The following is a 21,601-nucleotide window of genomic DNA, read 5'->3' on the forward strand; positions in this document are numbered from 1 at the left end:
TTTACACTAAATCATGTAAACTATCAACAAATCATCAAAGAGTTTCCTAACTCTTTATGGATTGCTGCGTATCCTATCGATGGTGTGTCACCATATCCATTGTATGCTTATTTCCCAAGCATGGATGGTATTGGTATTTGGCAATTCACATCCGCTTATATTGCAGGTGGTTTAGATGGTAACGTAGATTTAACAGGAATTACGGATAGTGGTTATACAGATACCAATAAACCAGCAACAAACACACCAGCTATTGAGGAAGGTAAAGAAGTAGAAAATACGCCAAGTTCCGATGTTAAAGTGGGCGACACTGTTAAAGTGAAATTTAGTGTTGATGCTTGGGCAACTGGCGAAGCTATTCCAGATTGGGTAAAAGGAAACAGCTATATAGTACAAGAAGTAACTGAGAGCAGAGTATTGCTTGAAGGTATCTTGTCATGGATCAGCAAAGGCGATATTGAATTATTGCCAGATGCGGCAACTGTTCCTGATAAACTACCAGAAGCGACTCATGTGGTACAATACGGCGAAACATTATCAAGCATTGCTTATCAATACGGAACAAACTATCAAACATTGGCTGCATTAAATGGATTGACAAATCCAAATCTTATTTACCCTGGCCAAATTTTGAAAGTAAATGGATTAGTAGTAAGCAACATTTACACAGTTCAATACGGTGATAATTTATCAAGCATTGCAGCTAAGCTTGGTACGACTTATCAAACCTTAGCTGCATTAAACGGATTAGCAAATCCTAACTTGATTTATCCTGGTCAAAGCTTAAATTATTAATTAAAAACGTAAAAGCCTACTTCTCTTTGTGAGAGGTAGGTCTTTTTTTTGTATACGATTTTCAATACTATTTGTATGTATAAATATGCAAATAGTATTTGATGAAATAAAAGTAAACATTAAAATAATCATAATGCAAAATCAGTGCAAAATATTTTGCATTTCTCTACTTTTTTACCCTTTTCTTTTAGAAATAAAAAGAGCTAAAACCTCATAAAATAAAGGTTTTAGCTCTTTTTTGTTTTTCTCTACTTTTCTAAAAATGGAGACGGCGGGAGTCGAACCCGCGTCCAAACATATTGCCACTTAAATCTCTACGTTCATAGACACTCATTTAAAGGTTCGCTTTACAGCGTGCCGAGTGACAGGCATTCTGTATTGCTAGTCTGGTAAGCTCTTCTAAATTTTACAGACGGAAAAATTTAGCGTATCCCACTTCGATTAGGACCCTGACCCGAGCACATGGGCGATGCCGGGAGGATCTTCGCTAGCTGGTTTTTAGGCAGCTAAAGCGAAAGAATTGTTTTCGTTTTTAGCAGTTATATTTAACTGTAACGTTTTAACGTAGCCGTAACCTACGAAACGCAATTCAAGCTCAACTATGCCTGTCGAATCCGTAACGCCCCCGAAATAACATAAGTATCCCTTGATACTTATCAAAGTATAGCATAAATTCCTTGTTTTTTCAAAGAGTAGGATAACACTCTGTTAGATATTCATAAAAAGAGGAAGGATGGACCGTAATTCAGTTCATCCTTCCTCTTTTTATGAAAGTGTGTGGGTATGTTTTGTAATCCATTGTTGCAAACGGATATTCAACCAAAAACCATAAATTCCTAAAGTAATTATAGTTAATAAAAGCCATTTAATCCAATGACCGAATAATTGCATAGCTGTACCGTCAAAATAAAGGCGTTTACCATCAATAACGGTATGCTTGATTTTCCAGTTGTACATCATACAAATTCCCCAAGGTGCGCAAATGCCTAATGTAAAGACAGTAATCAAGGTTGCTAAAATTGAAGTCCCGATATACGTTGCTAAACCACCGTCAAAATATGAATTTTTCATTCTTTTCCTCCTTATCTCATAAACTTTATTATAACAAGAATAAATGGCCTGGGAAACAAAATGAGGATGAAATAAGTATTTTTATTCATTATTGATGTGAAATATGTTATTTATGCAACTCAAACTTGGCAGCATGAGATATTTTGTAACAAATGTTATCTAATGTAATTACCATAATAAAACGTTTTCCTTAGGAAGTGAATTAGAAATTTAAAAAAAAGGCTACTTAAATGAGCATTAATATTGTGCGAGACATATCTTTTTGCTATTGTCAACTTCTGAAAAAGACCACTAAGTGGAAAAAATAAGAGAAAAGAAGGGTGAATAATTTTTTATGACAAAAAGTGTAAAATTTTTAGTGTTACTGTTGGTAATGATTCTACCAATTGCGGGGGCGTTATTAATTGGTCCAATTTCATTTGGAGCCGAATTGAGCAAAAGTCCAATCGTTGACAAAGTAGAATTAGATCACACTACTTTATATCAAGGGGAGATGACCTCCATTAAAGTATCTTTTAGTGACAAAGAAAATCAGAAAATAAAACCCGGAGATACAATTACTTTAACCTTACCAGACGCACTAGTCGGAATGACCGAGAACGATGGCTCACCACGAAAAATCAATTTAAATGGTTTAGGAGAAGTTTTCATTTATAAAGATCATGTTGTAGCAACATTTAACGAAAAAGTTGAATCTTTACATAATGTGAATGGGCATTTTTCTTTCGGGATTAAAACGCTTATCACCAATAGTTCGCAACCGAATGTGATAGAAACGGATTTCGGAACAGCAACGGCGACTCAACGTTTGACGATTGAAGGAGTGACTAACACAGAGACTGGTCAAATTGAGCGAGACTATCCGTTTTTTTATAAAGTAGGCGATTTGGCTGGAGAGTCAAATCAAGTACGTTGGTTTTTAAATGTGAACCTCAATAAATCCGATGTCACAGAAGATATTTCAATTGCGGATCGACAAGGAAGTGGTCAACAATTAAATAAAGAGAGTTTTACATTTGATATTGTGAATGACAAAGAAACTAAATATATTTCACTTGCCGAGTTTGAACAACAAGGTTATGGCAAAATTGACTTTGTGACAGATAACGACTTTAATTTACGTTTTTATCGGGATAAAGCACGCTTTACTTCCTTTATCGTCCGTTACACTTCGACAATCACGGAAGCGGGGCAACATCAAGCGACATTTGAAAATAGTTATGACATCAATTATCAACTAAACAATCAAGACGCAACGAATGAAAAAAATACATCACAGGTTAAAAATGTTTTTGTAGACGGTGAGGCAAGCGGCAATCAAAATGTGGAAATGCCAACAGAAGAAAGTCTAGACATTCCTTTAGAGACAATAGAAGAATGGGAACCAAAGACACCTACTTCGGAACAGGCAACAGAAACAATTGAAAAGACAGACACAACAGAAACCGCAGAAAGCAGCCAACCAGAAGTTCATGTCTCGCCAACAGAAGAAGAAAATCCAGATGAAAGTGAAACACTAGGCACGATTGAGCCAATCATACCTGAAAAACCAAGTGTGACAACTGAAGAGAACGGCACAACGGAAACGGCAGAAAGCAGCCAACCAGAAGTTCATGTGTCGCCAACAGAAGAAGAAAATCCAGATGAAAGTGAAACACTAGGCACGATTGAGTCAATCATACCTGAAAAACCAAGCGTAACAACTGAAGAGAATGGCGCAACAGAAACTGCAGAAAGCAGCCAACCAGAAGTTCATGTCTCGCCAACAGAAGAAGAAAATCCAGATGAAAGTGAAACGTTAGGTACAATTTCACCAATTATTCCTGAAAAACCAAGTGTGACAACTGAAGAGAACGGCACAACGGAAACTGCAGAAAGCAGCCAACCAGAAGTTCATGTGTCGCCAACAGAAGAAGAAAATCCAGATGAAAGTGAAACGTTAGGTACAATTGCACCAATCATACCTGAAAAACCAAGCGTAACAACTGAAGATAATGGCGCAACAGAAACTGCAGAAAGCAGCCAGCCAGAAGTTCATGTCTCACCAACAAAAGAAATTACTACAACTGAGAAAAAACAGCCATCCACAGAAACAACTGTGGAGAAAAATAAAAATGTTACATCAAAAAATCAACCACAAATACTAAACGCTCCATTAAATACAGTGAAAAATGAAGGAAGCCCACAGTTGGCTCCCCAACTTCTTAGTGAACCAATTCAAAAATTAAATGAAGCAAACGGGCAACGAGAACTTCCCAAAACAGGCACAACAAAAACACCGTTTATGCTAATAGCAGGAATACTGGCAAGTACATTTGCCGTTTTAGGTGTAAGTTATCTACAAATCAGAAAGAATTAACAATAGAAAAGCCATCCAGCTTTCGCTGGGGGGCTTTTCTATTATCTGGAGATAAATTGCTGATAGGCGCCAATCAAAAACTATGCTACAGTAAGGTATGTACTGCTCGAAAAGGAGGGAGTAAATGACTAAAAAAATATGGTCGCACTTTCAGAAAAGCTTCACTTGGTACATTTTGATTGGTGTGATTGTTTCATTATGTAGTGCTTTAGCAATTTATTTTTTTCAACAGTTGTTAGATCATTATCAAAAAAGTTTCCAACTAGGGTTGTTAGTAGCGTATGGAACGACAATTATTTTAATTCCGCTATTGTCTTACTGTGAACAGAAACCGAAAGCTTACTTAACTAATGGCATCTATTTCTATTTGAAGAAATTAAGTTTAATAAAAATGAGCAAGATTTCCTATGAAGAATATCTAAAACTGGGAGCGGGAGCTTTACTACAAAAAGTAGAAGTTGGTGCAGCAGCTGGGAGAAATATCCACTTGAATTTTTATGGGCGCTTATTTCGAGAGCTAATTCCAGAGACGTTATTTAATTTATTTTTCATAGCATTGATTGATAAAAAATTACTGCCAGCAATTCTAATTGGTTATGTGATTGTATTTATTTTAACCAAAATACTTTTGAAAACGCTACAAAACATGAAAGAAAAAACACTTATTTCCGAAGAAGCAATGAATGCTACTTTGATACGAGGGATGACAGAACTAGTAACTTTTAGAATTAATCGAAAATATAAAAAAGAGATTGAAAATTACTCGTTAATGGCAGAGGAAAATAGTCAAAATATAACAAAAATGACTATGATCCATGAATTTTTCTTTGGCTTTTTTGCCTTGTTAGTCGCACTAATCAAAGTAAGTATTGTCGTACTTAGTTTTACTAACGTCGTGACGCTAAGTTTAGGTGGACTTGTAGCGATAGTGATGTATATCGATCGAATTTATACGCCGATAGCCATATTTAATGTTTTATTTGTTCAATATAATTTGGATAAAGTAGCCTATCAGCGCTTGGAAGATTTTTATAAAAAAGAAGATGATCCTGATTTAGCGGTTCCAGGCAAAGTGTTACCTGAAATTCAAACAATTTCATTAAAAGATGTATGTTTTAGCGTAGATAGTCAAACGATTATGTCCCAACAAAATCGACAATTTTCAATGAATAAAACTTATGGCTTGATTGGAAAAAGTGGTACAGGCAAATCTACCCTGATTAAATTGATTTTAGGATTATTGAAGCCGACAGAGGGGACAGTTTATGTGAATCAATTTCCTCTAACACAATTCAATTTGGAAGATTATTATGAAAAAGTTTTTTATTTATCTCAAGATGTGCCAATATTTCAAGGAACGTTGAAAGAAAATATTGTATTGAATCAAGAAATTTCTGATGAACAAGTAATTGAAGCTATGTATCGTTTTCAGTTGGGGGAACTTTATGAACGGTTGCCGGAAGGTTTAAACACTATTGTGAGTGAAAAAGGAATGAATTTTTCTGGTGGTGAAAAACAACGGATTGCTTTCACACGCTTAGCATTTACACAAGCAGAGATCCTTATTTTAGATGAGGCGACTTCTGCATTGGACGAAAAGACCGAAGAAAAAGTGTTACAAGAAGTACAAAAATTTACCCACAATAAGTTGACTATTTTGGTTACTCATCGACCTAAAACCCTGCGATTTGTAGATGAAATTATTGATTTAAATGAGTGAACTTGTTAGCTGTTTGGCGCTTCTTTTGCTACACTTTTTATAAGAATTGAGAGAAAGGGGCAACTGTTGATGAATAATAATGAGCAAGAATTAGCGGAATTTTGGGATGAATTTGCAGAAGAATATGAAGAAATTCAACAAGAATCGCCATTTCCAATTGCCCGAGAATTACGGGATTTCTTGGTCCAAGAAGGTCTTTTTCCGTGTCAGACATTTCTGGATATCGCAGGTGGGACGGGACGATATTTACCTTTTTTTCAAGAGCAAGTCACGGAGTATACGCTAGCCGATATTTCTCAGAGAATGTTGGAGATTGCGGAAGCAAAAGCACAAAGCAACGTTGTTTTTCTTCACCAAAGCCAAGAAAGACTGATTGAGACTGGGAAAAAATTTCAAGTCGTTTTTTCAGCGATGAACCCTGCTTTGGATACGCCGGAAAAAGTTAATGCATTGTGCCAATTAAGTGAAGAATGGTGTCTTATATTTCGGCTAGTGGAAGAGCAAGATTCGTTATTTTCTCCTTTTGAGCAAGAGAGCAACCCGCAGTTAAATTGGATGGCAAAATACAAAGCATTTCTAAAAAAAGAACAGCGACCTTTTTTCACAAAAAAATTTTTCTTTGAAGCATCAGAAACTATTTCAAAAGACTTTTTCCGCAACTATTTTGAAGAACAATGGTCAGTTCCAATTTTAGAACAACGCGTACAAGAAATTTTTGGTTCTCATGAAATTAAGCAAAATCAGCGTACCATTATTTATGAATTAATTGCGATTCCATGTAAAAAAACAACCAGCGATGACTAATTATCGCTGGTCGTTTTTCGGTTATTTAATTGTGCGAAAGCTTTTTCTGGAATCTCTTTTTTATCAATTTTGACAGGAGATTGGATGATTCTTTTTTTACTAATGGTTGCTTCTATGTAAGCATTTGGTTCCAAAGGTTGCGGATTTTTGTCTGTCCGTTCGTAATCCATGACTTGTGTTTTTCCATTACTTTTAACAAAAGTTAGTCGATAGTGTAAAGAATATTGGCCATCTATGCTTTTTTGATTGTCATCTACTGTTTGTTTTCGTTCAGGAATTTCTAGAGGAACTTGTGCATAGGCTTTTTCACCCTTATATGTATCTGCATAATAACGATAGCCTGTATAACCACCAACAATCAATAAGCCAATAAATAAAATAGCGCCGATTTTTTTCATTTTTTCTCCTCCTAACAATTTACAAAAATAGCATAGCAAAAGAAGAAGGAGATGGAACATCGAAAAAACGAACAGTTCTCTTACAAAACTGTTCGTTTTTTCAGTCTATTTAGCTTTCATCAGAGAGTAGAAAGGAATCATTTTTCTTACGATAACTAAAGAAAATAACAAAGTACAATAGGCCTGTTAAAAGAGTAACGCCTAACGAATTTGTAAATAAGATGCCAATAAAGATGAGGCCTAAAATGATTAAAGCAAGGAGATTAATACTTTTTTCAAAGAGAGACCCTCGTTTTAAAGACAGAACAAACGCCGCAGCGCTAATTAAAATCCAAATTAGCAAGACAGTGTAAGAGAGAGAACCGGCTAAGTAACCAAATAATTCATCGCCAACAAAATAAGAAAGAATAACGCCCAGATATAAAACACTTGCGCAGAAGAAAACTGAACGTTGAGGTACTTGGTGCTTGTTTAAAACCGCTAGTTTACTCATGGGTCCTTTTTTATCTTTTAAGCGAAAATATAAAAGGCGAGAAGAGGCGTATACCCCAGAATTAATAGAAGAAAACAAGGCTAAAATAATCACAAAATTTACGATGTCTGCAGCAAAAGGAATATTCATTTTTTCAAAAACCATAACAAATGGACTCACCGTTGTGCCTGCTAATGTATTCCAAGGGAAAATAATCAAAAGTAAGAATAATGGAATGATATAGAAGGAAATAATCCGTCCCATCACACCACGAATCGCTTTAGGAATGGCTTTTTTAGGATCATCTGCTTCACTGACAGTAATCGCGATTAATTCTGAACCGCCATAAGAATAAATAACTACTAATAAAGAATTAACAATACCTTTCATGCCATGTGGGGCGAAGCCACCATGCTTGGTGATACTTTGTAAAGTAGGGAAGACACCACTGCCTAGCATTTGTTGTCCCACCAGATAAACACCAAAAATAATTAACAAAATGATGACACTAATTTTAGCAAACGCCAACCAATATTCTGTTTCTGCAAATAAACGAACCGAGTAAAGATTAATGAGCGTCGTTAAAATAGCTAAAATAAAAACAAAAAACCAAGCAGGAATATTAGGAAACCAAAGTTGTAAAAAGGAAGCTGCGGCAACCGCTTCTGCGATAATATTAATTGTCCACATGGAATAATAAACCCAATCAATAAAATCAGCAGAATGTGCACCTAAAAATGGTCGAACTAAGCCAGACAAACCATGATGTGTGTCTCCGCCATCTAAAACGAGTTTTCCTAAACCACTCATGACGATGAAGAGAACAGCACCGCCAATTAGAAAGGCGATTAAAACAGAAGGACCAGCAATACCAATTGCTTCGCCACTTCCTTTAAAAAGACCTGCGCCAATCGCTCCCCCTAAGGCTAACATCGTAATGTGGCGCGAGCTTAATTGTTTTTTTAAGGTTGTTTGTTGTGTTTCACTCATAGGATTCTCCTTTAATTGAAAAAAATAATATGAAAATAACTTTCTTTATTATATACAATTTTCTGACAATTACAACTATTCTGTCAATGAAAATGAAAAAATAAGTGAAAAATATTATGAAAATAAAAAAATCGAGCAATTTAAGTGATTAAAATCGCTCAATTTTTTTATTAATTTTTATTTTTTAATAGAGTCATAATTGTTAATGGAACAGTAATGACTACATAGCCGATGATACTAGCCACTACTAAATAAGCTATAGGACTCGAGAAATTAAATAAGTCCGTTAAAAGTATTGCGACAATCATTGAAATAGCATAACAAATGAATAATTGAATAAACCGCTTTGCAGACAAAAAATCACCTCTTCCTAATTAGTTAAAGTCTCTTTTCAATCATTTAGTATACACCTGAAAAGAAGAATAAACTATCATTAATTAAAAGAAAAAGTGAAACAACTAGCGGATTTTTTGTTCAGCTGATTATCTTAAGAATTAGAAAATGGGACATAAGTCATCTCGACTTATGTCCCATTTTCATTTATGACGTTGGCTTCGTGTAAATTGAGAAGTCTCGTCCTCTCTAGTGGTTGGTTTCTGTGTTCGTTGTACGGCTTGCTTTTCCGGCTCGCTCTTTTTTGCAACATCAGTCACAACATTTGGCTTCTGAGAAGGGGGAACAGTTGTTTTTTTGTTTAAAGTTGGCGTAGTTCTTTTTGTTTCTTTCTTTTGTTTCTTTTTATTATTTTTATCATTTCCAGTGACTGTCAAATAGATAATCAGAAAAATCATTAGGATCGTTGCAACAATTAATAGAATAAACATGTTAAATGAAATGAACATGCATGGCCCTCGTTTCTCGTTTTTTCTTAGTTTACCAAAATTTCAAAATTTCGTCACTCTTTTCTTCAGAAAAAACGAATTTCGAAGGGGGTAAAAGAAACTTTTATAAAAAAGCCTCCTTTTTTGTGTGAAAATGCACAAAATTTCTGGAATCGTTTGCTGTTAAAACCAGATACTGGTAAAATAATTATTGTATAAGAATCATTTTAAAAAACGATTTTTGTTACAAATAACGTATTTGTTGAAAAGGCACTGTGAAGTAGTTAGAGACGACAGCCAAGTGACTTTTAATGACAGCCGCCCAATTAATTTCATGGAGCCTTTTCGTAGAAAACGAGGAGGTTATTTTGCGTGAAAGTGAGTATATTTTCGACATGCGTGGTGGATTTACTTTTTCCAAATGTAGGGCAAGCAATGGTAGAGGTTTTGGAACGTTATGGCTGTGAAACGGTTTTACCAACAAGCCAAACGTGTTGTGGTCAGCCAACGTACAATAGTGGCTATGTGACAGAGAGCACGACAACGCTTAAGAATCAAATTGATAGTTTTGACGGTGCCGATTATGTGGTGGGACCTGCGGGGTCTTGTGTCGGCATGATGAAAGAATACCACAAATTTTTAGCAGATGATCCTATTTATGGGCCAAAAGCACAACGTTTAGCTGAGCGAACTTATGAGTTTAGTCAGTTTCTTTATCGTGTCTTAGGGGTCAAAGATGTTGGCGCAACGCTATATGGGAAAGCCACTTATCATCGTTCTTGTCATATGACGCGAATTTTAAATGAACGAGAATCGCCTTTTGTTTTGTTGGATCATGTGAAAGGATTAGAAATGATTCCTTTAGGACATCTTGAAAATTGTTGCGGATTTGGCGGAACGTTTTCAGTGAAAATGCCAGCTATTTCTGAACAAATGGTGACGGAAAAAATGAACGATGTGATTGATACGGGCGCAGAAATTTTAATTAGTGCGGATATGGGTTGCCTGATGAATATCGGGGGTAAATTCAATCGTGATGGGAAAAAGATTAAGATTATGCATATTGCAGAAGTCCTTAATCACGAAGTGGATGAAGCACGCATGGACCAACCACAAATCATATCGGTAGGGTAAGGGGGAAGAACTGTGGGATTATCAACGAGCAATAAGCCGTTAAGTGAACGAATTGAAGAAAGTAAAAAAGATGTGTTTATGCAAAAGGCTGTCGCCAAAGCACAAGATGCCCAATGGGAGAAACGAGAAGGTGCGCGGGAAGCTTTAGGCAATTGGCCACAATGGCGTGAACTGGGAGAACAAATTCGCCAACATACAATTCAGTATCTGCCTGACTATTTAGAAGAGTTCAGTGATAACGTCGCCAAACGAGGTGGCAAAGTCTTTTTTGCTCAAACCGCCGAAGAGGCCAATGAATATGTGAAACAAGTGGTTCTAGAAAAAAAGGCGAAAAAAATTGTGAAATCTAAATCAATGGTGACGACCGAAGTCGATATTGATCCAATGTTATTGGGATTAGACGATGTCAGTGTGATGGAAACAGACTTGGCGGAATTCATTTTACAAATGGATGACTGGGATGAGCCGTCACATATTGTTTTCCCAAGTATTCATAAAAATCGCGAACAGATTCGTCAGGTTTTTGCGAAAAAATTAGGGTATCAAGGAGATAATGACCCGGTAAATTTGGCACGCTGTGCACGAGAAGTGATGCGCAAATTCTTTTTGGAAGCGGAGATTGGCATTACAGGTTGTAATTTCGCTATTGCGGATAGCGGCTTAATTAACTTAAATACAAATGAAGGAAATGCTGATTTGACCATCAGTATTCCTAAGACACAAATCGTGTTAATGGGGATGGAAAGAATCGTACCAACAATGCGTGAAGCAGAGGTTTTAGATAACCTTTTAGCCAGAAGTGCCGTTGGTCAAAATTTAACAACGTATGTGACGTTTGCCGGGCAAAAAAATGCGGATGAATCCGATGGTCCAGAAGAATTTCACGTGGTCATTTTGGATAACGGACGTTCAAAAGCGTTAGGAACAGCCTTTCAGCCAGTCTTACAGTGTATTCGTTGTGGGTCTTGTCTGAATGTTTGTCCGGTCTATCGCCATATTGGAGGGCACGGTTATGGCTCTATTTATCCAGGACCAATTGGTGCTGTGCTTTCTCCAATTTTAGGTGGATATAAACAGTTTGGGGAATTGCCTTATGCGTCTAGTCTTTGTGGGGCATGTACGGAAACGTGTCCTGTGAAAATTCCATTGCACGAATTATTAATTGAACATCGTAAAGTGATGACCGATGATCTGAAAATGAAACATGGATTTGAAGATTTCCAAATGCGTATGGTAGGTAAAGCCACTGGTTCACCAGCAATGTTTAAAGCAGCCATGAAAGTCGATCATGCTGCAGCGGGCATTTTAAGTAAACAAAAAGACATTACTGTTGAAAACATGTACAATCATGGGGGCTACCTTGATAAAGGACCAGGGTTAGTAAAAGGTTGGACCGATGTTCGTGATTTACCAAGACCACCAAAATCTTCAGAAAACTTCAGAAGTTGGTTCAAAAAACATCAAGAAGGTGAAAAAAATGACTAACGAAGCGATTCAAAATCGAGAACCTTTTTTACAAAATCTACGAGAAAAATTAGGCGTAGAAAAACAGCCTGTTTCGGCCCATCCATTTGAGCCAGTTAATCATTTACCAGAAGAACAGTTGGCAGATAAAACACCAGCAGAGCTATTAACGATTGTGAAAGAACGTGTGGAAACGATTCACACGAACTTAGTGGAAACCACACAAGAAAATTTACTGCCGACGATTCAGCAAATTGTTGCTGAGTTTGGTGGGGGCAATCTTTTATTGCCAACAGATGCACGTTTTGAAGCCTATGGATTAGCTGATTTAGCTAAGTCATTAGAGGCTGTTTCTGTTAAGCAATGGCAACCTGGAAGTGAGCAACGAGAAGCGAATATTCAAACAGCTGCTCAGGCAAATATTGCGATTGCCTTTGCTGAGTTTTTACTAGCTGAATCAGGAACGATTGTGGTGGAGTCCAATGCGGGACAAGGCAGAGCCTTACATTTTTTACCGAAGCATTATATTTCAATTATACCGTTTAGTAAACTCGTTCCACGTTCGACTCAGCCAGCAGCTTTTTATACAGAAAAAATAGAAAAAGGCGAAAAAATCGGCTCAGCGATTCACTTTATTTCAGGGCCTTCTAATTCAGGAGATATTGAAATGCAACTGGTTGTCGGGTTGCATGGTCCTTTAGAAGTTTGTTACGTGGTTGTGATGGATCGCTAAAACGCTAGAAGCATAATCAATTCAGCCTTTTTTAGAATTGATTATGCTTTTTTTATGAGCAGGATCAAAAAAGTAAGAATCAAATTTGAAAGAAATACGTTTTTTTTCTGACCATTTTGTAAAAAAAGCGTACATAAAAATTAATTGGGTGTTAAGCACTATAGGATTGATTTACTTTGTGGTAGAATATGAGACATAAGATAATAAGGTTTTTGGAGGAATGAGTTTGAAATCAAAAGAATTAATTAAAACAGTCGTCTTTTTTGCCTGTTTAGCTTTGGGTCTGTTTTTACTGAGACAATTTGTATTTACGCCTGTCGTAGTGAGAGGTCATTCAATGGATCCAACGTTAGCAGATGGTGAACGGGTAATTACGTTAAAAAACACAGAAATTAATCGTTTCGATATTATTACTTTCCCAGCGCCAGATGAACCAGATAAAAATTATATTAAACGTGTGATTGGTTTACCTGGAGATACAATTGCGTACAAGGATGATACGTTGTACATCAATGGAAAAGAAGTTGACGAACCCTATTTAGATGAATTTAAAAAAGCCTTAACAGATGGTCAACCTTTGACAGGCGATTTTTCATTAAAAGAAAAAGTACCAGCAGATAGCTACTTTGTTTTAGGTGATAATCGACGGAATTCAAAAGACGGTCGTGTCATTGGTTTTATTCATAAAAAAGATATTTTGGGTGAAGTGAAATTTGTGATGTGGCCATTCTCACGGTTTGGTCCAATACCAGAAGTGTCAAAACAATAAAAGAGACAATGAGTAAAAGAGAAGGACGGAAATGTGTAAAAACAAACACATGTTTCCGTCCTTCTTTTGTGGTAAAATAAAGGCAGTGCAAAGGAAAAGGATGTGAAACCATGAGTGTGCAGTTTATTAGAGGAACCGCCGTGGCAGACTTAGAAGCGCCACTTATAAAGGCGACAAAACAATGGCTAGAGGAAGACGCACAGCATGAAGTATTCTATTTAGTCCCGAACCATATTAAGTTTGAGCAAGAAATTCAAGTCTTGCAAAAGTTACGTCAATTACAGACAACTACGTCTGATTCAATAACCAGTACCCGTCTGCAGGTTTTTAGTTTTTATCGTTTGGCTTGGTACTATTTACAACATACACCTTTTTACTCGGCAGATGTTTTATCTGACGCAGGTGCTGCGATGATTTTTCGCAAAATTTTAGTAGAAGCAGAAGAAGAGTTACAAATTTTTAGAGGTGAAATTAACAAGCCCGGCTTTATTCAGCAACTATTTCAGCTTTATCAAGAAATGCGCGAAGGCAATATTGAGATTGCGGAGCTTTATCCATTTTTAGAAAAACAAACGGAGAACCCTAAAGGACAAGATTTACAACTTAAGTTTCAAGATTTAACGTTAATTTTTACGCGATTCCAATTACAAATGAGTCAGTATGGCTATGAATCAGCGGAGATTATTCAACATTTAAGCGAGTATTTACAAACGGTTGATTTGTCGAATGTTCAATTCGTTATTTCAGGCTATCAGCAGTTTACTGCCAGAGAATTAAAGTTGATTGAAGTGCTAATGGCGCAAGCAGGTTCTGTGAAAGTAGCCCTTTTATTGGACAAACAATATCCGCATGACTTACCTGATCCGCGGTCGTTATTTTATGAAGCGGGACAAACCTATCATCAGCTTTATCAACTAGCAAGGCAGAAGCAAATCCCGATTCTTTCAGATTATGTGGAAAAGAAAGAGGTATTAATTACAAATCCAGACTTGCAAGGATTAAACGATTATTGGATTCAATCACAAGAACACCTGCCTCCATTAAGCACATCTGACTGGAGTGGCGATGGCTTATTTCTGTGGCGTGCTGAAAACGTTAAAGAAGAATTAACACATGTTGCAACCGAAATTCGCCGTTTAGTGGTGGAAGAAGGGTATCGGTACAAAGAAATTCAGGTGTTGACTCGTGATTTAGATTGTTATGAAAATTTATTAGAACCGATTTTTGCGGAACACGAGATTCCTGTTTATGTCGACCGAGATATGGCTATGGATCGGCATCCTTTAGTCGAATGGATTGAATCTTTATTTGCTATTCATTCGTACAATTATCGTTATCGCGATGTGCTCCGTTTTTTGAGAACGGAATTATTTATGCCAATGAATCAACACGCTACTTCTGAAGAAAGCTTGACTGATTGGTTAAACCAACGGAACGCTTGGCGCAGAAAAGTTGATATTACCGAAAATGTAGTCCTGGCATACGGCTATGAAGGTTATTATTGGTCGCAAGAAAAAGATTGGGAATTTATTCGGTATGATTTTGAAGCGGAAGAGCAAGAAGATGTCGCTACGATGGAAGAAGAGTCAAATGCGATTCGTCAATCGCTTCAACGGCTGTTACCTAGTTACTTTCAAGCAATGATAAGTGCCAAAACTGGTTTGGAAGCAGCGACCGTCTTCTATCACTTTTTACTGCAAAGTGGTGTGGCAACACAATTAAAAATGTGGCGCTTACAAGCTATCGAAGCAGGTCAACTAGAAACAGCTCGTAACCATGAACAGACTTGGGATGCATTGATGTCGTTACTAGATGAATACGTCACTGTTTACGGAGAAAGTTCGTTTGATTTTACAACGTTTCAAGAAATATTTGTTAGTGGCTTGGAAGGTTTGCACTATAGTAAAGTGCCGACAGCGATTGACCAAGTACAAGTTCGCGCAATGGATTTAACTCGACCTGGCGCTGCCAAGGTTACTTTTGCTATTGGGATGACGGAAGAAATTTTTCCACAAAAGATTGAAAATAAAACACTATTGTCTGATGAAGAACGGCAGACAATCAATGATACTTTAACGGAAAACCAATATTTACGTGGGACAACCGGACGCAAAATTGCGCAAGAACCTTATGTTGCGTATCTTGTCTTTTCTTCAGCGCGAGAACGGTTATATTTAACCTATCCAAGTGTTAAAGATACCGCTCAAGAAGTCAAACCGTCTCCTTATTTTAAAAATATCCAAAAAGATTTAAACTTGCCCGTTTTTGAAAAAAATGAAACAACCATTTTCGATGATGAAACGACCAGTTTAGCCCATATTAGTACGTATCGGACGTTAATCGGTGAATTAACGCGTTTGAAAAGACAACGGAAAGAAACGCAAGAAGGATTGTTGACTTTCTGGTTAAATATGGAAAAAGCACTAATGAACCAACCAATTGCTCCGCTAGCCAAGCAAGTTTTCGAAAGTTTAACGCATCAAAATATTCCTGAAAAGATTGATGAGGTCTTAGCAGAACCTTTATATGGTAAAGATATTTATACATCTGTTTCTCGGATGGAGAGTTTTTATCGGTGTCAATATCAATACTTTTCTCGCTATGGCTTACGTTTGAAAGAAAGAGATGTCTTTGGGCTTTCACCAGCAGCTACAGGAGAATTTTTCCATGAAGCATTGGATCAGTTCTTTAAATTATTGATTATGAATCAACGGAATTTATCTGAATTAACCGATCAGGAAGTCAATTTATTGGCGGAGGAAGTACTAAATAGTATTTTAGGGGATGCACGTTTTTCTGTATTAACGACCTCTAGTCGCATGAACTATATTCGCTATCAATTAAGTCAAACAATTAAAAAAGTCAGTTGGGCGCTGAAACGCCAAAGCCAACGAAGTGGCATGACGACTGTTCAAACAGAAGTGTTATTTGGCCAAATTGCCGCTAAAAAAGGAATTTCTGGTTTGGAATTACCATTAAAAAATCAAGGGAAGATTCATGTTCGGGGAAAAATCGACCGGATTGATCAATTGGTTACACCCGAATCAACCTATTTAAGTGTGATTGATTATAAATCGAGTCACCGTAAATTTAATATGACAGAAGCGTATTACGGCTTAGCCATGCAAATGCTGACGTACTTGGATGTGGCTTTAATGGATGCTGTGCAATTAGTTGGTCAAGAAGCTAAACCTGCTGGCTCACTTTATCTGCATGTACACAATCCTACGTTATCTTACGAAGGCAAAGACGACATTGAACAACAAATGCTTAAAAAATATCAGTTTGATGGTCTTTTGATGAAAGACCCAGATTTATTGGATCATTTAGATACGAGTCTGCAAGCTAAACAAAGTTCGTTGCTGTTTCCGATTGAAGAATCCGCCAAAGAACAAATTAAACCTGGTCGTCGCCAAGAAGATAAATTTGTGACAGAACCAGAATTAGGCGCGTTGCTTTCCCATAACCGAAATAAATTTATTGAAGCGGGGAATCAAATTATTGGCGGCGAAGTTCAACTTAATCCCGCTTATCAAGGCAAGGAACGGATTGCTTGTCGCTATTGTCCGTTTCGAAGTGTCTGTGATTTTGATGTGATGTTAAAAGAAAATAATTATCATCGTATTGAGAATTTATCCAAAGAGGAAATTATGGCGCGCTTGTTAAACAAAGATGAGGAAGGAGCAACCGAAGATGAGTAAAACAATTCCACTACGTCCAGCCAATGAGCAATTCACCGACAGTCAATGGCAAGCGGTGTTTGATGGCGATGAAAATATCTTAGTTTCTGCTTCGGCTGGCTCAGGAAAAACCACCGTTTTAGTCCGCCGTGTCATTGAAAAAGTCAAAAGCGGCGTCGATATCGATCGTCTCTTGATTGTGACGTACACTGAAGCCGCCGCCCGTGAGATGAAAGAACGTATCCAAGTGGCTTTACAAAAGGCAATGAATGAAGAACAAAATCCAGAAAGAAGACGGCATTTTTCTCGTCAAATTGCTCTTTTGCCAACAGCCAATATCAGCACGTTACATGCCTTTTGTTTAACTGTTATTCGTCGTTTTTATTATTTAATTGACATAGATCCGGTTTTTCGGATGTTAACAGATGAAACAGAAACATTGTTATTAAAAGAAGATGTTTGGGATGCATTACGTGAACAATTTTATGCGGAAAATCAAGAAGAATTTTACCAATTAACAGCGAATTTTTCCAATGACCGTAGTGATGATGGACTCACTAACTTAATTTTTTCTTTTTATGAATTTGCCAAAGCAAATCCTGATCCAGAGGCGTGGATTAATGGCTTAACACAAGCCTACGAAGTAGGAAATCAGCTAGGCGAATCAACGTTATTTCAGACGTATTTAAAACCGCTAGCCGTTGAGACGTTACAACGAACTCTTCAGCGTTACGAAGAAATGGTGACCTTAACAGAGGGCGAAGAGAAACTTCAAAAGATTTGGTATTTAGCTCAAAATGAAAAGGAACAAACAAAACAATTTTTACAATTTTTAGAGAGAAATGATTTAGAAAGCGCCTATAATTTGACTGAATTGTTAAGCTTTGACCGCTACCCAACGGTTCGTGCCGAAGAGTTGAAACCAACTGCGGAACAAGCCAAACAGTTACGAGAACAAAATAAAAAAGCGTTAAATGATTTGAAAAAACAACTGTTTACACTTTCTCCAGATGCCATGAAACAAGTCTTGAAAGAGGCCACGCCCATTGTTCAAGAAATGGCTCACGTGGGGAAACAATTTATGGAGGCCTATGGCGCAGAAAAACGGCTTAAAAATTTAGTGGATTTTAACGATTTAGAACATTATACGTTAGCTATTTTAGCGAAAAATCAGGCAGATGGCTGGCATGCATCAGAAGCCTCTCTTTACTATCGCGAAAAATTTGATGAAGTGTTAGTCGATGAATACCAAGATATCAATCAATTACAAGAATCTATTTTGTATTGGTTGCGCCGCCCGCTTAGCGCAGAAGGAAACCTTTTTATGGTAGGGGATGTGAAACAGTCTATTTATTCTTTCCGCTTGGCAGATCCTACGTTGTTTATTGAAAAATACAATCAGTATGGGTACGGCAAAGAGGGCAAACGAATTATTCTAGCTGAAAATTTTCGTTCCCGCAAAGATGTTTTAGACTTTACGAATTTAGTATTTAGTCAATTAATGGATGAGCGAGTGGGCCAAATTGCTTACGATGAGTCAGCCGCTTTGGTTCATGGCTTTGATCAATTTTCGGAGGCGGCTGATTATTCAACTGAATTGCTAATTTATGAAAAAAAAGCAACAGAATCAGTTGAATTTCCAGAATTACAATCCCCTGAGTTGTTGATTGAAGATAAGACAGAAGGGGAACTTTACGTTACTGCTTTGAAAATTCGTGAATTAATTGACCAAAATTTCTTAATTTATGATAAAAAGCTGAAAACGGATCGACCGATTACTTATCAAGATATTGTCTTATTAACGCCTACAAAGAAAAATAATTTAACTATTTTAGATGTTTTTAAATCATTAGAAATTCCAGTTCAAGTCAATGATGTTCAAAATTATTTCCAAGCAACGGAAATTCGTACAATGATTGCCTTGCTTCAATTGATTGATAATCCCTATCAAGACATTCCTTTGGCAGCTGTGTTACGTTCACCAATTGTTGGATTAAAAGAAAACGAATTAGTGCTTATTCGTTTGGCTAATAAGGAAACCAGTTACTACGAAGCATTTTTAACGTTTAATCAAAAAATGGAACCAACCATGGAGGAAGCAGTTGTTCAGGAAAAAACTATACGTTTTGCTGAATCATTAGAAAAATGGCGGGAACAGGCTCGACGCAACCAGATTAGCACCTTGCTGTGGACAATTTATCGGGAAACGGCCTACCTTGATTATGTTGGCGGGTTGCCTGTTGGCAAACAACGCCAAGCCAATTTATATGCGTTGGTCGATCGGGCCGCGGCGTATGAAAAAACAACCTTCCGCGGATTATTTCAATTTGTTCGCTTCATCGAAAAAATGCAAGAAAAAGACAAAGATTTAGCAGAACCAGTCGTTTTAAGTGAAGAGAATGCCGTACGCGTCATGACGATTCACGCTAGTAAAGGGTTAGAATTTCCGGTGGTATTCGTTTTAGATATGACCAAAGAATTTAATGTCAGTGATTTGAATGAACGCTATATCTTTGAAGAAAATTTAGGGGTAGGCATTCGTTATTTACAACCTGAAGAACGAGTTATGTACGATACTTTACCATTTTTGGCGATTAAACAAGTACGATTAAGAAAATTATTATCCGAAGAAATGCGGAAGTTATATGTGGCGTTGACACGTGCAGAACAGAAACTTTTTCTGGTAGGCTCCTATAAAGACCAAGCGGCGATGTGGAAAGAGTGGCTGAAAGTTGGCGATGTAGAAACACTGGTGCTACCAGCTGAAAATCGCTTGCAAAGTAAAAGTAGTTTAATGAATTGGGTTGGGATGACATTGGTACGTCATCAAAAAGCCGATGAATATCAGCAAGAAGTAGTAGTAAGTAACGTTCCGCAAGTCAAAAAGCACCCAGCTAATTTCCATATTCAGTGGTTCAACGAAGAACAACTACGAGCAGCCATTCAGCAATTACAATTGCCAGAAAGACAAGCAGAGGATTTAGCCGAAAAAGCGCAATTATCTGCTGACAAAATCAATCGTGGCCTTGCACGGTTAAGTTTCAATTATCCGTTTGAAGTGGCTACTCGGACCACCAGTTATCAGTCTGTTTCTGAAATCAAGCGAGTATTTGATGACCCCGATAACAAAGAAATTGGTAAAATTGAGGTTCGGGAAGACAATACTATTCAAGCGCAACCGTTGATTGTCAATCGAATGATTGAAGGAGATTTAAGTAAGCCTAAATTTTTAGATACGGTTCAAGCGCCCTCAGCAGCTGAAATTGGGACAGCAACCCATTATTTATTACAACTAATTGATTTAAGTAAGCAACCTTCTTACGAGGAAGTGCGAGCTGTTCAAGAACGCTTAGTGGAAAATAAATTGATTTTACCAGCAATTGCTGAAAAAATGAATCTGGAACAAATCGTGGCCTTCTTTGACACCGCCTTAGGAAAACAATTGATTCAACACCATCAAACCGTTAGAAGGGAACAACCTTTTTCTATGCTGATTGAAGCAGAAGAGCTCATTCAAAATTATCCAGAAACGACACAAGATGATTTATTAATTCATGGGATTATTGATGGCTATATCGAATTAGACAATCAATGCATTTTGTATGACTATAAAACCGATCATGTAAAAGGCACCTCTCCCCAAGCGATTTCTGAAATTGTCGAACGGTATCGCGGACAGATGAATCTTTATCGTAGAGCGCTACAAGAGGCAACGCATAAAGAGGTGTCGCACGTCTATTTAATTTTATTAAATGGAGGAGTAATTATTGACATGCAGACAGGAAATGTTGTAGATTTTATAAAGTAGAAAAAATTAGAAGCAGAAACACTTACATTTTGTAAGGAATGTGCTATACTCATTGAAGAGGTGAGGAAGATGGAAAAAGTAAAAACAGAATCGTTTGTACTTTGTCCCAAATTTGAAAAATCATTTTCAATACTTGGTAAAAAATGGAATGGTTTAATTATTGATGTTTTATTAGAACGAGGTCCTCAACGTTTTGGCGAATTAAAAGAAAAAATTCCAATGTTAAGTGATCGTGTCTTAGTAGAGCGATTGAAGGAACTAGAAGCTGAAGGAATTATCACCAAAGCTGTTCGTTGCGGTGAAGGAAATCGCTTAGAATATTTCCTGACCGAAAAAGGCGAAGACTTGCAATTAGCAATGGAACAAATTCAACATTGGGCAGAAAAATGGGTAAAAGACGAAGAATGCAGTTGACCGCAAGCAAAACTTCTTGTAAACTAAACGTAATTAAATAACTAAAAAAACAGTGATGGAAACAAGTAGTTTGAATTGACGTGTTTTAGGGAGAGTCAGCCAGAGACTGGAAGCTGATTTACACAGTCACCAAGCGAAATTCACTTCCTGAGTTTGTTTGTTTTCAAGA

At 37.1% G+C, this 21,601-nt stretch carries 16 protein-coding genes, 1 other RNA gene and 1 other annotated feature (1 of these 18 cut by a window edge); of the genes, 11 read left to right on the plus strand and 6 right to left on the minus strand.

Features of this window, described 5'->3' with window-relative positions:
• On the plus strand, positions 1-795 hold a 795-nt coding region (locus KQI94_RS05760; protein ID WP_216454334.1), incomplete at its 5' end, for a LysM peptidoglycan-binding domain-containing protein.
• A gap of 260 nt (positions 796-1,055) precedes the next feature.
• On the opposite strand, the gene ssrA is transcribed toward KQI94_RS05760, so the two are convergent.
• Together ssrA and KQI94_RS05770 are read right to left on the minus strand one after the other, a co-directional pair.
• Positions 1,056-1,422, minus strand: a transfer-messenger RNA (tmRNA) gene (ssrA, locus tag KQI94_RS05765).
• A gap of 138 nt (positions 1,423-1,560) precedes the next feature.
• A complete protein-coding gene (locus KQI94_RS05770) occupies positions 1,561-1,866 on the minus strand; it encodes a DUF898 family protein (RefSeq protein ID WP_002360604.1) in 306 nt (101 codons plus the stop codon).
• A 334-nt stretch (positions 1,867-2,200) separates the two neighbouring features.
• On the opposite strand from KQI94_RS05770, the gene ace reads away from it, so the two are divergent.
• The 3 genes from ace (at position 2,201) to KQI94_RS05785 (ending at position 6,749) form a co-directional block, all read left to right on the plus strand.
• Entirely contained in the window at positions 2,201-4,225 is a 2,025-nt protein-coding gene (ace, locus tag KQI94_RS05775; protein WP_216454335.1) for a collagen-binding MSCRAMM adhesin Ace, read from the plus strand.
• Positions 4,226-4,349: 124 nt separating this feature from the next.
• Positions 4,350-5,945: an ABC transporter ATP-binding protein gene (locus KQI94_RS05780; RefSeq protein ID WP_002369640.1), complete on the plus strand. Its 1,596-nt coding sequence runs from the start codon at positions 4,350-4,352 to the stop codon at positions 5,943-5,945.
• A gap of 69 nt (positions 5,946-6,014) precedes the next feature.
• On the plus strand, positions 6,015-6,749 hold the full coding sequence (locus tag KQI94_RS05785; RefSeq protein WP_002390074.1) for a class I SAM-dependent methyltransferase: 735 nt from the start codon (positions 6,015-6,017) through the stop codon (positions 6,747-6,749).
• Here KQI94_RS05785 and KQI94_RS05790 read toward each other — a convergent pair.
• The 4 genes from KQI94_RS05790 to KQI94_RS05805 all read right to left on the minus strand — a co-directional run bounded on the left by KQI94_RS05790 (position 6,746) and on the right by KQI94_RS05805 (position 9,433).
• A complete protein-coding gene (locus KQI94_RS05790; RefSeq protein ID WP_002369637.1) occupies positions 6,746-7,147 on the minus strand; it encodes a YxeA family protein in 402 nt (133 codons plus the stop codon). The genes KQI94_RS05785 and KQI94_RS05790 overlap by 4 nt on opposite strands.
• A 109-nt stretch (positions 7,148-7,256) precedes the next feature.
• Positions 7,257-8,609 carry an amino acid permease gene (locus KQI94_RS05795; protein ID WP_002390076.1) on the minus strand — a complete coding sequence of 451 codons (1,353 nt, stop codon included), beginning with the start codon at positions 8,607-8,609 and terminating at the stop codon, positions 7,257-7,259.
• A 170-nt stretch (positions 8,610-8,779) separates the two neighbouring features.
• Positions 8,780-8,965 (minus strand): hypothetical protein, encoded by a 186-nt coding sequence (locus tag KQI94_RS05800; protein ID WP_002358046.1) that lies wholly within the window; start codon positions 8,963-8,965, stop codon positions 8,780-8,782.
• Positions 8,966-9,145: 180 nt separating this feature from the next.
• Positions 9,146-9,433 (minus strand): hypothetical protein, encoded by a 288-nt coding sequence (locus KQI94_RS05805; RefSeq protein WP_002390077.1) that lies wholly within the window; start codon positions 9,431-9,433, stop codon positions 9,146-9,148.
• Positions 9,434-9,802: 369 nt separating this feature from the next.
• On the opposite strand from KQI94_RS05805, the gene KQI94_RS05810 reads away from it, so the two are divergent.
• The 7 genes from KQI94_RS05810 to KQI94_RS05840 all read left to right on the plus strand — a co-directional run bounded on the left by KQI94_RS05810 (position 9,803) and on the right by KQI94_RS05840 (position 21,432).
• Positions 9,803-10,564 (plus strand): (Fe-S)-binding protein, encoded by a 762-nt coding sequence (locus KQI94_RS05810; protein WP_002360596.1) that lies wholly within the window; start codon positions 9,803-9,805, stop codon positions 10,562-10,564.
• Between the two features lie 12 nt (positions 10,565-10,576).
• Positions 10,577-12,049 carry a LutB/LldF family L-lactate oxidation iron-sulfur protein gene (locus KQI94_RS05815; protein ID WP_002365496.1) on the plus strand — a complete coding sequence of 491 codons (1,473 nt, stop codon included), beginning with the start codon at positions 10,577-10,579 and terminating at the stop codon, positions 12,047-12,049.
• On the plus strand, positions 12,042-12,761 hold the full coding sequence (locus tag KQI94_RS05820; RefSeq protein WP_002369632.1) for a lactate utilization protein C: 720 nt from the start codon (positions 12,042-12,044) through the stop codon (positions 12,759-12,761). The genes KQI94_RS05815 and KQI94_RS05820 overlap by 8 nt, the downstream gene beginning before the upstream one ends.
• A 220-nt stretch (positions 12,762-12,981) precedes the next feature.
• A complete protein-coding gene (lepB, locus tag KQI94_RS05825; protein ID WP_002358039.1) occupies positions 12,982-13,530 on the plus strand; it encodes a signal peptidase I in 549 nt (182 codons plus the stop codon).
• A 110-nt stretch (positions 13,531-13,640) separates the two neighbouring features.
• On the plus strand, positions 13,641-17,231 hold the full coding sequence (locus tag KQI94_RS05830; RefSeq protein ID WP_002369631.1) for a PD-(D/E)XK nuclease family protein: 3,591 nt from the start codon (positions 13,641-13,643) through the stop codon (positions 17,229-17,231).
• Entirely contained in the window at positions 17,224-21,018 is a 3,795-nt protein-coding gene (addA, locus tag KQI94_RS05835; RefSeq protein WP_002369629.1) for a helicase-exonuclease AddAB subunit AddA, read from the plus strand. The genes KQI94_RS05830 and addA overlap by 8 nt, the downstream gene beginning before the upstream one ends.
• A 69-nt stretch (positions 21,019-21,087) precedes the next feature.
• Positions 21,088-21,432 carry a helix-turn-helix domain-containing protein gene (locus tag KQI94_RS05840; RefSeq protein WP_002358035.1) on the plus strand — a complete coding sequence of 115 codons (345 nt, stop codon included), beginning with the start codon at positions 21,088-21,090 and terminating at the stop codon, positions 21,430-21,432.
• A 43-nt stretch (positions 21,433-21,475) separates the two neighbouring features.
• Positions 21,476-21,601 (plus strand) — a binding site (T-box leader); it runs 93 nt beyond the window's last position.

Origin of the sequence: Enterococcus sp. S183_ASV_20, assembly GCF_018919685.1 — a bacterium.
GTDB lineage: Bacteria > Bacillota > Bacilli > Lactobacillales > Enterococcaceae > Enterococcus > Enterococcus faecalis.